Source organism: Pseudalkalibacillus sp. R45, assembly GCF_052246725.1.
GTDB lineage: Bacteria > Bacillota > Bacilli > Bacillales > Fictibacillaceae > Pseudalkalibacillus.
Map to the genome: position 1 here is coordinate 286,824 of NZ_JBQQCL010000003.1, position 14,439 is coordinate 301,262.

The following is a 14,439-nucleotide window of genomic DNA, read 5'->3' on the forward strand; positions in this document are numbered from 1 at the left end:
TATGCTTTTATTACATGAGGTCTTTTTTCGTTTAATGCTTGTCCGCAAGACTGTGACCGCTTTCAATTCATCGTAAATGGGATGGATTGGATCCCCCCTGTCTACTCAAGGTTTGCATGTTTTTGGTTTAAGTTGGAATGGCTCTTCCCTGCCGGTTGCTGCTCAAGGAGATAGACGACGATTGCATCCAATAACAGGTGAGCCGATTGATCAAACTGGCTTCCCAGCGGCTGGATCGTATCCGGCTCCGATGGAAGGCGTTTCTTGGTTGCTGCCGGTATCGTGAGCAAGAAATCACTGATCCGCCCGATGGCCGAATCCTTATTGGTCGTCACTAAAGCGACCTTTGCATCAATCTCTTTGGCTTTTTCTGCGTATTGCACGAGTGAACCTGTACTCCCTGAACCTGAGATGAGGACCAATAGATCACCGGTTTCGATGCTCGGGGTGATCGTCTCTCCCACGACATAGATTGGAAAACCGCTATGCATCAACCGCATCGCGAATACTTTGCCGATCAAACCGGAACGTCCTGTACCCGCCACAAAGATCCGTTTCACCTGATTCAATTCATCTGCAAGCCGGATGGCCTCATCGGTGTCCACACTTCCTAACACTTCCTGTACTTCTGAAGCAACTGTCTGGATGATCTTTTCCATTACACTCACCTTCCCTTATGTAGTTCAACACGATTCCCTTACGATCAGTTGTGGTTCAAAACGGTAGATCTCTGTATCCCCATTGTCTTTGTCGATGATCAGGTTGAAGAGAATTTCTGCCGCCTTATTCCCCATTTCGAATGCGGGTTGTATGATTGTCGACAAAGCTGGACTGTATATGCTGGCAAAAGATACATCATCGACATTGATCAGTGCCAGATCCCCCGGTATCTTGATCCGATGCTTTTTCGTATAGGCAAGCACCTCGAATAAGGTACGGTCATTAACGGCGAATATCGCGTCTGGCGGTTCTGGGAGTTTCATCATTTTTTCGATCTTTGCTTGCATGTCGTTGATTTCCCCGCTGATGATGTATTCCGGATTGACCGGCCTATCATGTTTTTCCAACGCTTTCTTATACCCTTCGACCCGTTCCACCCTTGGCGTGACATTTCTTCCGAGTGGCGGTGAGATAATCCCGATCCGCTCATAGCCTCTTTCCACAAATTCCTCCACAGCCAGCAAGGACGCCTTCTCGTTATCAAGGAGGAGCGTATTGATCGAGATTCCAGGGACGATCCGGTCAATGAATAGGACAGGATACTGGGCATCAATCAACTTTTTGTACAGATCAACATTTCCTCCAGTAGGAAATGCGATGATTCCGTCAACTTGTTTTGCCCAGAGCATTTCGATATACTTTTTTTCTTTTGCAGGATCATCATCCGCATTGCAGACGATGACATGGAACCCTTTCTCATTACAGAAATCCTCGATCGCCCGGATGACCTGGGTAGAGAACACGTGCAAGATGTTGGCGACGATGACGCCGATTGTCGTGGATGATTTTTGTTTCAGTCCCCTTGCCATGATATTGGGACTGTACCCAAGCTCCTCGATCGCTTTCTTGATCCGTTCTTTTGTCTTTTCGCCCATATAGTCATAACGCTGATTCAAATATTGGGATACTGTACTTTTGGAAACTTCCGCATGTTTTGCAACTTCTGCTATCGTGATCCTTTTCATATAAGAACTCCTAATCTAACTTTTTGTGGAAACTAAACCGATTTAGTAAATCGGTTTAGTGAAAGTATAAAATAGTTGAAAGCGTTTTACAACCGTTCCTTGGAATGATTTTATTCCAATTTAAATTCCTAAAGAAAACTTGGCAAAGCCAAGCCATTGTCGCAGCCTGAGCCTTAGTTGCGCTGATATTGAAGAAAGTATTTTTATACTTTCTTTAAGTGCAAAAAAGCCCCCGGCCATATTGCCGGGAGCTCAAATTATGCTTCTACGCTTTTTAACGTGTTCATGCTTTCGATTGCGATGTTGAGGTGTTTTTCCTCAGGCTCGCTCGTGAAACAGTAGTGTTGCAGGAAAGAGCCTAGCTTATAGAATGGTTTCAAGCGGCTTCTCTTCATACGGAACATTTCATAGCCGATGCTCCACGCAATCAGCATGTTGAGGAGCATACTCTCCATGAAAAAGGAAAGGAGTATTGTGTTGAACACGATGAACACTACAAGATTCGTCCCGCAGCGCGGATGGACTCTTGGCTGGTTCGCAACATTTTCATAGGTCAACGGGAGGTTTTTGTCCTCGCAATGCGCAACCATATGTTCAGCCGCATGATACTTCGAAATGCTCGTGAACCGGATGACCAGACCCGCTATTGCGATCATTGCTACTGAAAAGAGCCATTCTTTTTCCGTTAAAAGCACACTGCTGCCTGCCTGTCCACCTGGCAAGGCTTTCCCTACTAAAAGTAGCGCCGCAAACGCCAGGACGAGCTGCTTGTACACATTCATCATCGCTTTGACGATCGACCAGAGCCCTCTGACAAAAGGAATTTTGTTCAGGAAGGTATCCAGCCTGCCTTCACCCTTATGTAGCGGTTGTACTTTTGCTTCAAGTTTTCCATTGTGATTGACTGCTTTTACGCGATAGTTTTTGCCGATGAACAAGACGCTGTTCAGTCCGGCAGCTCCACCTTTGTATACCTGCATCCACATCACATTCCTTTTCATTCGGATAGTACCAGTGTACAATAATCTGAATCTTTTAACAATACTTAAACGAGGGCTTGTTGGGACAAGATTTGGATATAAAGATACTATCCCTATTTTTGTAAGGAGGCAGAAATGCGTTTACTCTATATCCCCTTGCTCATGGCAGCCGTCGGGTTCGCAATCGGTTTTGCCCAAGAAGGGCTTCAAGTCGGGCTCATCTATGCAATCGGCTTTTTCAGCGGAAGTGCCATCTATCGGACCATGCGGCATGTGATCGTAAAGAATGCGAAAAAAATCAGCCACAAGCGTTAAATGCTTATGGCTGGTTTTTTGTTATTTCGAATGACCTTTTCCAGGCTTGTTTATTCCAATAGCGGCTCCAATCCGTCTGGAATCGGATGCCCCGTAGAACAGACCTTTGTCATAATCAATCTGGATACTCTGGACGTTTCCGATCGTCAGCCGGGATCCGATATTATGACCCATCGCAGCTAGTTCCGAACGGACTTCGGATGGAATGCCTTCTTCCCAGTTCATGGCTGAAGTATGCGAGTTATAGATTCTCGGTGCCTCGATCTTCTTTCAGTCCCATGTCATACTCGACCAGGTTCAGGAATACTTGCAGGACGGAAACGATGATCCGTGGTCCGCCAGGTGAACCGAGCGTCAAGACTGGTTTACCGTCTTCAAGCACCATCGTCGGTGTCATGCTGCTCATCGGCCGTTTGTTCGGCTGTACTTCATTTGCTCCATCTGGGCGGGCATCGAAGTCTGTGATTTCATTATTCAGCATCACGCCGTAACCTGGGATCATGATTCCCGTACCGAATACCTGTTCAATCGTTGTCGTATAGGATACGACATTGCCCCATTTGTCGGCGACAGTGAAGTGGGTCGTCTCACCCATTTCCTTATCATCCGCTTGCTCGACGACCTCCATCGCCGGGTCAGCATCTTCATATTGCCATGGGTCACCGGCTTCGACATTCTGGTTCGCTTCGTCTAGATCGATCAGCGTCCGTCTCTCCTCGATATAATCAGGATGGAGCATACCATTCATCGGAACATCGACGAACTCCGGATCCCCGATATACGCTGCCCGATCCGCGTAACTGACCTTCATCGCCTCCGATAACAGGTGGTATTTTTCAACGGAATTTTCACCGTATTGCCCGATATCGAAGTCTTCCAACAGCTTAAGCATTTGCAAGAGCGTCAAACCACCTGAGCTTGGCGGTGGCATACTTGCAATCTCGTAATTTTTATAATCACCGTACACCGGTTCATCTTCTGTCACATCATAGTTTGCAAGATCTTCAGTCGTCATGCTTCCACCGAAATCCTGTACAACCTCAGCAAGAGCATGCCCGATTTCCCCGTTATAAAAGGCATCGGTTCCATGTGCACGGATCAATTTCAATGTTTTCGCAAGGTCTTTTTGCTGAAGCCACTCGCCTGCTTCAAGCGGATCGCCCTCTGGTAAAAAGACATCTTTGGCAGCAGTGGCTGATAGCTTGTCTTCATTCGATGCAATCATGCGCGCTAGATATTCATCGATCGCAAAGCCTTTATCTGCAAGGTGGATCGCCGGGGTGATCAATTGCTGCATCGGTCTTGTCCCCCATTTTTCATGAGCGGTTTCTAAACCTTTCAAGGTACCAGGCACACCTACTGCATTACCGTGTCTCGAGCGTTCTCCAAATGGGATGATGTTCCCATTTTCGTCAAGGAACATGTCAGGTTTGGCTCCGGCTGGTGCTCTTTCGCGGCTGTTGATGATCGTGACGTCATCTGCTTCAGCATCATAAACCATCATGAAGCCGCCGCCACCGATTCCAGACATCATCGGTTCCACGACATTCAGCGCGAATTGGATCGCGATCGCCGCATCCATTGCGTTCCCACCCTTTTTTAATACATCAGCTCCGACTTTCGATGCCAGCGTATGTGAGGTGGATACCATCCCGTGGGTACCGACATCATATTCTTTCAATTCATCAGGATTGTCTTTCTTTGCAACCCCTGAAGCTGGAGCCAATGAGAATAGCAATACGAAAGCCAACAATGCGTACGTGATTTTCTTCCAGTACAACTTCGACATCATACCAATCCTCTCCTGATTTTAAAATATTTTGAATTATGTAAAATTTTATCATTAAAAAAATTTGTTGAATCACCATCTATCTTGTAAGAACCTGTGAATCTATTATGAACACAGTACTTTTTCAGCATCCTGAAAATATGATTCTATGCCGAATCACCTACATATCCTTGTACCTTCTGTCCCGATTTGTCGACGAGGCGTTCTGAAATTGGTTGTTAAATGGTTTGATATTCCTGTTTATTCGAAAGTATCTAAGGAAAGAAAGAACACATAAAAGCTCCCCTTAGCGATAAGCTGGGGAGCTTGTTTATTTTATAGATCGATTGTTATTTGATCCGCTGTTTTCAGCCTTGCGGAGGGCTTGGCTGGCTCATCATTGAGGAGGATTCTGCCTTCCTGAATCTGTTGGGTGACTTCAGTCCGGCTCCAGTCTTCAATTTGGTCGGCAATGATTTTATCGAGACGGAACCTTCCTTGTACGTCTGAGAGCTTGATCGTGATTTTATCAGTACCGTTTGTTTGGTAGTCATTTATCTTGAGTGTGGTGAGCTCGCTGGATTGGTCTTGCTGGTCCTCCACCACTCTCGCGTGATCGGTGTACGCTTGATAGATTTCGAGTTTTTTGTTCCAGGTGTGGTTCTTATCACACTTGTAGATGGCGAACCGGTAGATATTCTTTCCGTTCGCGTTGTGCCGGCGAATCATCGTATCTGTGAATCGGACGGTCTTGCCACAATTGCTGCAATGTCTTTCTACGGTATTGTCCTTCGTTTCTTGAAGCTTCCAGGTCAATCGGACCTTCTGCATTTCCTTCACCTCTTTTTGGATGTGAGGAAACGTAACGCTTCTATTTGGAGGTCTTGCAGTATGACGTTTTTAAGCAAACAAAAAAGAGGCACCCTTAAGGGAACCCCTGTATCATGCATGCTGCAGATATAGGTTACGTTCCTTTGTAATGGGATTTCGACAGACTGCTCCCGTTCAGCAAGTCTTGAAAAAGACCGCCTCCAGAGCGTCCATATCCAAAATGTTTTCCATTACAAAGTGTATGTTGGCATAAAGGTGACCTGTATCCTTTCATTCCAAATAGAATACCTACAGTTTACTAGATGGTGGGATTTTTTACAAGTATAAAAAGAAAATATGGCAAAGCCGAGCTTTGGTGAAAGTTGTGCCTTCTGTAAAGTACAATGATTTTTCACTAATTAAATTAGAGGACATCAGAGACCTTATTAGCTTCAAATCCCCCATCTTGAAAATATTAGAGGACACCAGCGACCTTATTTGCCTGAAACTAGAAAAATTCGGGGGTATTCCACCCAAATAAAGGAACAGTTGTCCTCTAATTTTAGCTAGTCAAACTATTTTCCTGTGGCATTGGCAAAATTCATACTTTCTTACAGTATAAAAAAGCCCCCAAAACGGGAGCTTATACTGCTCTAAATTTGCTCGAGCGGACTTTCTTCAGCCGGGATCGGATAATCTTTCAAAAGCCCGGCGAAATACACGAGGTTGTTGCTCATTTTTTTGATCGCGGTTGCATCGACCGGAGATTCACAATCGTTGCAAATGCAATATGAGTCACCATTCGGTGGAATCGTAAATCCGATGTGGGAGAGTGCATACAGGATCGACTGGGCAGCAGGTTTAGCACCAATTTCATTTCCTGTGATGAGTACACCGCCTACCTTATTGTAGAATAGTGCCGGGCCATTTTCGATCGTGTTGTCGCTTTCTGCATAGAGCCGTTCGATGACAAGTGCTGCAATACTGCTCTTTTCTTCAATCCATAACGGTGTCGCGAAAATGACGATATCCGCAGCTTTCACTTTTTCAAAAATCTGTGGCCAATCATCTTCAAGTCCAAGTTCATCGTTGGTCGAGTAACCGATATTATAATCCGCAAGCCATAGCATTTCAAAGGAAACGTCGTGATCCTGCAAAATTTCAAGTGAATAATTGGTCAATGCTTGTGTATGAGAGATGTTCTCTTTCGTTTTCAGTGAACAGTTTAAGATTAAGGTATGTAGAGTTGACATAACCCTTCCTCCTTTACAAAGTCTTGTATCTATACCCTGAAATGAGGAAGGTTAATCCACTTTTTTATAGGAATTTTCAGCTAAATTTTGTTGGCTCCAAGCATATGTTGAACTTATATCATATGCTTCCGCTGCGCGTTGACCAATTCGATGAAAGCTTGAGGTTGACTGTCTGATAGATACTTGAACTGTACCTGGTCACCTTTCAACTTCAGTGAAAAACGCTTGTTGAAAAGACCGCTCTTCAGTTGGAACTTTTGTATCGTCGTATAATTGTAGGTTTCAACCAGTTCACCAGGCTGGATCAGATAATCGCCAACGAACATCAGCCGTTCAGTTGTTGCAGCAAGTACCCCAGGTCTTGGTGTGAACGAAAATATATAGGTGATCAAAGAGCAACGCCTTGTTGCGAGCAGCTGCTCATCTTCTTTTAACATCTGTTTAATCTGCTGCGTCGTCACTTGCATGCAAATCTCTCCCGCCTTTTTCGAGTACTATTACCTACGAACCAATAAGCCAAAAGTTTCATCTGTATAAAAAACGGTGCCAGGCACCAATTTAAATCCCTTGGGACCCAAGGGTTAAATTGTCGTGCCTGGCACAGAGTGTGTTTCTAATATAGTATTTTATTTTGTGGTTTCGCTTGGGACTTTGATGACTTTGACCATTTGTCGGATGGATCCGAGGTGATACGCGGAGTGGGCCAATGTACCGCAAAGTCCATTAGCAGTCTCTTCATCTATGGTATCCAGCCGTTCGATTTTTTCTAATAACGCTTTGTACTCCATATCAAGCTGGTTTTTAAATCGTTGCCATGTCATCTGATCAACAGAAGTGATTTTCCATGATTCTTCCCAGTTCGCGTTGGGCTTTTCACCTTTCATGTAGGTGTTCGCCACCCATAGGTAATAACGGGTATGGTCCGTTTGAGCAGCAATCGTCGTTCCCTGAATCGGGATGGACGCTTCCTCTGCCGACAGCCTATCAAGTGTCCCGAAGATTCCACTGCCTGGCTTCGCCTCCGTGTACCAGCTTTCGTTTTTTTTCGGACCATCGAACGTTTCTGTCAGCAATGTTTTCACTGCTTCCAATAAGGTGTTATTCATCTCAGTTCCTCCTGAAATTTTTTTGCAGGACGTATTGATGTTTTCAACCTCTAGTTGTTTCTCCTGTTGGTACCTTACGACATCGACAATAGAATTCCTTTGAGCGGTGGTTAAAATAGGAAAATCGCTTTATCGGCCTGAAATTTGAATGGCTTTGTCGGATGGTTCTGCTGTAACGTATTTGGTGATCGTCAACACGTCAGCTTTCGTTATTTTGCCGGCGAAAACAAGTACGTGCTGCTTTTCCAAACCGTCTTCTGTTTTATCGAACGATTTGTCATAGGATGTTTCAAGAGATGCAGAACCCCCTACCCCCTCTAGCTTAGCTTCAAGAACACTGAAGTGTTCAGGCGTGTTCAAGAGCACTTCTGTCTTTCCTTCTTTTACATTGACCTCTCCAATTGTGACGTTTTCGCCTGCTAATTGGATGCTTTTCTCACCAAGATTGATCTTTTCATTCGAGTCATGGATCTTTAAATCTCTTTCAAGTATGAGGGTCACGTTTTCAACATCCTCTGGCAGCGGATCGAACTCCAAGTCGAAAGTGTATCCGCCAACGCCGGACGTCATGCCGGATCCTTGTGGTCGAATCGTTTTATCGTCTGCCTTCAAAACATATTGAAACGCCAGATGTCCCATCCCCATTTCATTCCATACTTTCTTGTTCTTTACGTTAATTTTACCTTTGATGACCGTTTGTGTTGGGGTCGCCGTCAACTTTTCGAATTCATAGGTCGCTGTATCTGTCTTGAGTGTCTCTTTCATTCTCAGGTCGTATTTCGTTATCAAAGCTTTTGAACGGTCCAGCTCGAACGAAATCGTCGCCGCCTGAGACGGTTCTTGATCCATCCGGATGTAGAAATCTATATTTTTCACAAACGGGTTCGGTGGTTCAAAGGACTGGACGAACGACATCTTCGTATTGTCCTCACTCACAGTGCCGAAACCTGATGTCTCAATGATCTGTCCAAATAAACCTTCCATCCTAATGTTAAAATCCGAAAACTTATGTTCAATATTTTTTCTCGGATCAACAACGGTGTACATGACGATCAGTCGATTCTCATCGAGCATGAGTCCGTCCACAGTGACTTGAATGCCATTGGGAAGCTCAGCACTTTTATCAATCACTTGGCCTTTTCCTTGTTCATTCAGATCACTCAAGGAATCGGTCAGCACATGGTCGAAGCCAAGAATTTTCTTACCGTAGTAGGCCATCGTGTCAAATTGATAGGTGAATAGGAGAATGAACATGAGCGAGGCAGCGATGAGTGAAGGCCGCTTCCAGCGTTTGGGCTCTTTCGGTGGTTCCATCTCAAGTCTATTTCGGAGTCGATCTTCAAGACCCTCCGGCGCTTTCATAGATTGAATGTTTTTTCCGTCTTCCTTCATCTTATCTTCCAGGTTGCTCATAGGTATTCACCTCCAAGGAGTTCCTTTAGCTTCTTCAGTCCGAATGAAATTCTTGATTTCACCGTGCCGATTGGGACTTTGGTTAATTTTGCAATCGTTTCATAGTCGTAATCTAGCCAGTAACGAAGCTGTATCGCTTCTTGTTGATCGATGCTTAATTTGCCTAAATGGTTTTGGACATCCAGTTGATGAATGGTTCGCTCACCTTCGTGTGCGTTGGATGGTTCATCGATTTCTTCCATAACCGTCGTCATTTTCCGCTTTCTCAGGATATCGCGGCAACGGTTCACTAAGATGGTTTTGCTCCAACTATAAAAGGAACCTCGTTTTTTCAGCGTGTTTATTTTCTCATAAAGGATGACGATCATGTCTTCTAGTGCATCCATCGCATCTTCTTCATGCCGTAAATAGGTATATGCTAATCTGTAATACTGATCTTTTTCTACTAAGACAAGCTGTAACAGCGCTTCTTTATCCCCTTTTTGTGCTTTGCGCACCAGCTTTTCAATCTCCAAAGGCTCTCCCCCTCCTCCACTACACCTTAGAGTCACCAACCCCTCAAAAAGTTCAAATGAATTTTTTGGGTGCCTGGCACGATAATTTCGCCCTTGTCCCCCAAGGGTTTTCAAAAAGTGCCTGGCACCGATTCAAAACCCTTGATACATCAACGTTTGAAATCGGTGCCAGGTACACTTCCTGTTAATTTGGTTAATAGGAGTGGTTTTCCGTTTATCCAGTCATTTAGTTTGATCTCTAATGTTTCTTTGCCGTTAGCCACTCTAGTGATGAATCTGTCTTCTTTAAAGAAGTAGCCAAAAGTATGCAGTGTACCGAAAAACTGTTCATAGTCATGGAAGAACATCTCTGAAGCAGGATCACTGAACCAGGTGAAGAGCTCTATACCATCAGCGTTTTTTGAGACCATCGCTTCTAAACGTTGTTTCGAGTGCCCAAGTTGTTTCCTGTTGTAAGCTTCCATAGAAGGGGTTTGAAAATGATTGGTACAAATTAGCGTCTCTTCCGCTTCACGAACTTCGATTTTGTCTGGTGATGCTTCGACAACTACGTGCCTTCCTTTACGGTCTCCGATAGAATAGTTATAAGAGCATGCATGCGGCAGTTCTTTCAACAGTTGTATGCAATCGTCGGTTGTTTTACAAGTATCTGCGAGAATCCTTATTATTGTGCTGCACATCAAACCTTTAACCTGGTCGGTATTATTAACAAAGTGAAGTGCTGCGGCAACCCCATGTTCATTTACGCCTTCGTGTCTGCCTATGTAATGAAGCGAATATCCCACACTTCCGTAGGTTTCCTCAGACCGTGCAAATACAAGTTGGTGATCGTAAATCAGTGGTGAGAAACCGTAATTTCGGACCAAAAAATCCTGCGTGACAATCGATGAACATCCCATAGCCTGGAGTTTTGGAATATCGTATCCGCTGAAATAGCGCATCGCTTTGTCATATGGAATGCTGAGTCCGTCAGCAAGACCGTGAATTTCCTCAAGTAAATGAGGAGCGAAGGCTTTCAAAACGGTTTTTGCTTCTTCCAAATCCATTGACTCTTTCGTAAAAGTTTCATAGACGGACAATTGCTTTTTATCCAGTAAACGGCCTTGTTCATAACCTATGTTATAGGAACGGTCCCTAAATTCATGTATATCGACTACAAATTCATTCATGTTATCATCCCCCAGCTAAACTAGTTCAACTATGAGCTGAAAATTCCTTCCAAATAATTGTTCAAACGTTTGTTTGAAATCCGCTTCTGGTGTATTGCAAGGGGTTCACCTCATTAATCAAATGTTTGTTTGAAACCAGTGCAAACCTTGTTGTAAAGGTGTAATTTTACACTTTCGGATATGATTTTGCCTCTTGATCAAACGTTTGTTTGAAATAAAAATACGCTCTGGAGCACAGGTTTCACTAGCTTAATCAAACGCTTGATTGAACTCCAACGGATGTTGTCGAAAGATTCTCTGTCCTCTTCTCTGTACCAGGCACCGGAAAAAAGTCCTTGTCTCCCAAGGGATTACAAAAAGTGCCTGGCACCTATTCAGACCCCCTGGTACATCTGGGTTTCAAATCGGTGCCAGGCACTATTGTTTTATTGGATGACGTCATCGTATTTATCGATGTATAGTGTTTCGTCTTGCTGGACTTCAGCGTAAAAGACTTCAGAGATCTCCTGAACACCTGATTCCCGGAGTTTTTGGCCGAGCCAAGTTTTATCGAGGTGCAGTTTAGATAAATTGCTTTCATTGATTTTCCCTTCTGACACCACCTCTGTGCCGACTGAACTGCTCCTACTCGGTTGTAACATGTTCATATCACTCTTTGTCAGGGGTTGCTTACTTCCTTTTTTCATGACGGATAATGTGCCATCTGTTTCAAATACAGCAAAATCCACATCGGAAAGGGTAAAGACCCCTTTTTTCCGTAACATGACATTGAGTGCATCTATACTTAACTGTGTTTTCCTAAGGGAATTTTCCATGATTTTTCCCTTTTTAATTACAACGACTGGATCTCCACTCAAAAGCTTCCTGGCTTTTTTCGATTTGAGATCAAGAAGACTTAATAGTAATGTAAAGACTGTCCAGCCAACTAAAGCCAGGAGACCATTTCGTATGCTTAACATTGAATTTACTGCAAGAGATCCTGCGATCGTTCCAATGGCAATTGCAGAAATGAAATTATGGAACGTCAATTGACTGATTTCTTTTCTTCCCATAATTCTTGTCAATACAAATAATACGAAAAACGATAAGGTTAATCTTAAGAAAAGTTCTGTAATCGTCATCGAGTCACCTCTTTTAAATGAATCACCTTAAGGTTGCCCGAGTTACGCCAATTAATTCCCTATGCATCTATCGATAAGTTTCTGAAGAAGGTATATAATGTCAATTATAGGAGGCGGTTTTGATGGATTTTTATTGGGTTGGTTTGATCTTTTGGGGCTGCATCATCGTATCGTTGTTCTTATTTCTTTTTTCCGTGATGACTCGGAATTCTTTCTGGATGATGGTAAGCGGAGTCTCACTACTATTGCCTGCCTTGTATTTCCTCGGTTCACCCAGCCTTTGGTGGATCGCTTTCGCACCGCTCATTCCATTCAACCTATCCTTTTATATGAAAAAACTGACAGCGAAAAGCGACTAGGGGGATACAGTTATGACCGATATCGTATTACTGACCTTGATCAGTTTCAGTTGGATTATTTTCAGCTGGCTGGTCATCTATTTTTCAAAAAAATTACGCTGGTACATCCTGCCCTATACCATTTTCCAGCTTGGCGCCACGTTGATTGTATACAGTATCGCTTTCATAAAGGGCTGGTCCGGAATGGGATATGGAGGGCTTGGTGTTACGATTGTGGGGATCTCCCTGTTTATACTGTTGATCGTGCGAGTCTATTACCACTCAAAGCCAAAGGAGGAAACCTCAGAAGAATACGAATCTTTTTAGGAGGGGTAGTGTGAAGCGTGTGAAGCTTGGAACCTACATAACACTAGCCACCTTGATCGCTTATGCAATCTGCCTGTTTATTTACATGCAGACAGACTCAAAGGTGGCGTCGTATCTGATGATTGTACTCTTAGGAGGTTATGCGGTAGTTTCTCTTATCTTTGCGGTTTATCGAAAATCTATGCGAGACATGCTCTACTGGTTTTTGATCATTTGCCTGGGCACATTTGTCTTGGTACAACTTTATTAACTTAATTCTAGGATTCAATTGCACCTTTAAGTTGTTTTCTGACATCACGAAGTTCATGCCTCAAATTTAAGGCAACATTTCTCTAGTTATATTGCGGTTGATAGGTAGAGGTGGTCCGCGGTCTTGAGGCTTTATACCATTGGTAACAGAAAATCGTGATTAGCACGATATCGATTGCGTCACCACCGTAATACATCAGCATTCCGCCCGCTTCCGCCTGCTCCTGAGGGATGCCTGCAGGTGGATAAGCATAGATATACTTCGAAAGGATCCCGTGCCCTCCCAAGGCGAATACCAGCACGATACCACGATAGATGTAGCTTCTCTGATGGGGTGTCGGATCGATATAAATCATCGAAACTGTGAAAATATAGCCCGCTAGAAATACGTGCAAATGCACAAATACATGCAAAGCAATGCTATGTTGCATCGCCATATAGAGGTCAGTCGTATACAGAAGCCACAGTCCTCCTACATTGAGCAGGGTGGCAACTACTGGATCACTTACCACCTGGAAGAAACGGCTCTTCAACAAACGGGAAATCCTTCTCGACCATTTTACATTCAATGTCCTTAAAATCAGCGTGATTGGTGCTGCAATCGCAATCAGGAGGGGCGCAAGCATTCCAAGCAACAGATGCCCCGTCATATGCATCGTAAAATCCCCATGGGCTCTGTTTGCGATGGGACCGATAACAGCCGATGCGGCACAAAGAATTCCAACTGCCCAGAAAACATAACGGGTTACCGGCCACGTTTTATAATGACGATTCGTTATCATTCCAGCCCAAATATAAGCGCCGATCATGAGCAAAAACGGCAGCATCAACACAAGCTGCGTTCCTGTCTCTTGATGCATTGACCCTTCCATCACGCTTGTGTCCCTTCCAGTTTTCTACGGTATTCCTTGCTCGTCCGGTTGATGAGCATTCCACCGACAATAATCATGATGACCGCAATGATGTTCCAAACCCAGTCATAAATGTACACATTATCTACGTACCGGATTTGGTGGATCCTCATGATTTTGTGCTGGACGATTCCGTCATAGAATTGAAATGCACCGCCGCCCAGCATGCTTCCGCCCCACCATCTTTTAAAAACAAAGGCCCCGCGACGCTTCAAATCGGCTAACATGAACAAACCTCCAATTGTGGCAAACCAGCTGAACGCATGGAACAAACCATCCGAAATCAGCCCCATAGAGAGCGTTGTTTTGTCATAAAAATGGTGCCAATGCAACAGTTGGTGAAAAATCGTTTCGTCAATAAAAGCCACGAGCCCAAGCCCGAACAGGAAACCCGACCATATATTCCGGTTAAAATATGTAATGTGATTTTGTGAGTTGATGGATTCAACAGCCATGTGGATCCTCCTCTAGTTTTGATG

17 protein-coding genes and 1 pseudogene are annotated in these 14,439 nt (G+C 44.1%); 4 read left to right on the forward strand and 14 right to left on the reverse strand.

Annotated features, from left to right (window positions below):
* Positions 1–101: 101 nt before the first annotated feature.
* From hxlB to ACTWQL_RS08995, 3 genes are all read right to left on the reverse strand, one after another.
* Positions 102–659, reverse strand: coding sequence for a 6-phospho-3-hexuloisomerase (gene hxlB / locus ACTWQL_RS08985; protein WP_443142108.1), 558 nt, complete (start codon positions 657–659; stop codon positions 102–104).
* A 24-nt stretch (positions 660–683) separates the two neighbouring features.
* On the reverse strand, positions 684–1,685 hold the full coding sequence (locus tag ACTWQL_RS08990) for a LacI family DNA-binding transcriptional regulator (RefSeq protein ID WP_443142109.1): 1,002 nt from the start codon (positions 1,683–1,685) through the stop codon (positions 684–686).
* A gap of 257 nt (positions 1,686–1,942) precedes the next feature.
* Positions 1,943–2,665 (reverse strand): DUF1385 domain-containing protein, encoded by a 723-nt coding sequence (locus ACTWQL_RS08995; RefSeq protein WP_443142110.1) that lies wholly within the window; start codon positions 2,663–2,665, stop codon positions 1,943–1,945.
* A gap of 135 nt (positions 2,666–2,800) precedes the next feature.
* Here ACTWQL_RS08995 and ACTWQL_RS09000 point away from each other — a divergent pair, with 135 nt between their 5' ends.
* Positions 2,801–2,980: a hypothetical protein gene (locus ACTWQL_RS09000; protein WP_221568327.1), complete on the forward strand. Its 180-nt coding sequence runs from the start codon at positions 2,801–2,803 to the stop codon at positions 2,978–2,980.
* A 21-nt stretch (positions 2,981–3,001) separates the two neighbouring features.
* Here the strand turns inward: ACTWQL_RS09000 and ggt are convergent.
* From ggt to ACTWQL_RS09045, 9 genes and pseudogenes are all read right to left on the reverse strand, one after another.
* Positions 3,002–4,772 (reverse strand): annotated as a pseudogene (gene ggt / locus ACTWQL_RS09005) (gamma-glutamyltransferase).
* A gap of 312 nt (positions 4,773–5,084) precedes the next feature.
* A complete protein-coding gene (locus ACTWQL_RS09010) occupies positions 5,085–5,579 on the reverse strand; it encodes a S4 domain-containing protein (RefSeq protein ID WP_443142111.1) in 495 nt (164 codons plus the stop codon).
* Between the two features lie 632 nt (positions 5,580–6,211).
* The gene (locus ACTWQL_RS09015; RefSeq protein ID WP_443142112.1) at positions 6,212–6,811 is read right to left on the reverse strand and encodes a flavodoxin family protein; all 600 of its coding nucleotides are present in this window, start codon (positions 6,809–6,811) and stop codon (positions 6,212–6,214) included.
* A gap of 113 nt (positions 6,812–6,924) precedes the next feature.
* A complete protein-coding gene (locus tag ACTWQL_RS09020) occupies positions 6,925–7,278 on the reverse strand; it encodes a PH domain-containing protein (RefSeq protein WP_443142113.1) in 354 nt (117 codons plus the stop codon).
* A 159-nt stretch (positions 7,279–7,437) separates the two neighbouring features.
* A complete protein-coding gene (locus ACTWQL_RS09025) occupies positions 7,438–7,917 on the reverse strand; it encodes a hypothetical protein (RefSeq protein ID WP_443142114.1) in 480 nt (159 codons plus the stop codon).
* A gap of 129 nt (positions 7,918–8,046) precedes the next feature.
* Positions 8,047–9,330 (reverse strand): DUF4179 domain-containing protein, encoded by a 1,284-nt coding sequence (locus ACTWQL_RS09030; RefSeq protein WP_443142115.1) that lies wholly within the window; start codon positions 9,328–9,330, stop codon positions 8,047–8,049.
* Complete coding sequence (locus tag ACTWQL_RS09035) at positions 9,327–9,845, reverse strand: RNA polymerase sigma factor (RefSeq protein ID WP_443142116.1); 519 nt, start codon at positions 9,843–9,845, stop codon at positions 9,327–9,329. Before ACTWQL_RS09035 ends, ACTWQL_RS09030 begins: the two co-directional genes overlap by 4 nt.
* A gap of 149 nt (positions 9,846–9,994) precedes the next feature.
* On the reverse strand, positions 9,995–11,014 hold the full coding sequence (locus ACTWQL_RS09040; protein ID WP_443142117.1) for a C45 family autoproteolytic acyltransferase/hydolase: 1,020 nt from the start codon (positions 11,012–11,014) through the stop codon (positions 9,995–9,997).
* 425 nt (positions 11,015–11,439) lie between these two features.
* On the reverse strand, positions 11,440–12,135 hold the full coding sequence (locus ACTWQL_RS09045; protein ID WP_443142118.1) for a YetF domain-containing protein: 696 nt from the start codon (positions 12,133–12,135) through the stop codon (positions 11,440–11,442).
* A 122-nt stretch (positions 12,136–12,257) separates the two neighbouring features.
* Between ACTWQL_RS09045 and ACTWQL_RS09050 the strand changes: the two genes are divergently transcribed.
* The 3 genes from ACTWQL_RS09050 to ACTWQL_RS09060 are packed head-to-tail and all read left to right on the forward strand — an operon-like array spanning position 12,258 to position 13,050.
* Entirely contained in the window at positions 12,258–12,494 is a 237-nt protein-coding gene (locus ACTWQL_RS09050) for a hypothetical protein (protein WP_443142119.1), read from the forward strand.
* 12 nt (positions 12,495–12,506) lie between these two features.
* Complete coding sequence (locus ACTWQL_RS09055; RefSeq protein ID WP_443142120.1) at positions 12,507–12,800, forward strand: hypothetical protein; 294 nt, start codon at positions 12,507–12,509, stop codon at positions 12,798–12,800.
* A gap of 10 nt (positions 12,801–12,810) precedes the next feature.
* Positions 12,811–13,050, forward strand: a complete 240-nt coding sequence (locus ACTWQL_RS09060) for a hypothetical protein (RefSeq protein ID WP_443142121.1) — start codon at positions 12,811–12,813, stop codon at positions 13,048–13,050.
* A gap of 82 nt (positions 13,051–13,132) precedes the next feature.
* Here the strand turns inward: ACTWQL_RS09060 and ACTWQL_RS09065 are convergent, their stop codons facing one another.
* Positions 13,133–13,924, reverse strand: a complete 792-nt coding sequence (locus tag ACTWQL_RS09065) for a cytochrome c oxidase assembly protein (protein WP_443142122.1) — start codon at positions 13,922–13,924, stop codon at positions 13,133–13,135.
* The gene (locus tag ACTWQL_RS09070) at positions 13,921–14,415 is read right to left on the reverse strand and encodes a DUF2243 domain-containing protein (RefSeq protein ID WP_443142123.1); all 495 of its coding nucleotides are present in this window, start codon (positions 14,413–14,415) and stop codon (positions 13,921–13,923) included. The genes ACTWQL_RS09065 and ACTWQL_RS09070 overlap by 4 nt, the downstream gene beginning before the upstream one ends.
* Between the last annotated feature and the right edge of the window lie 24 nt (positions 14,416–14,439).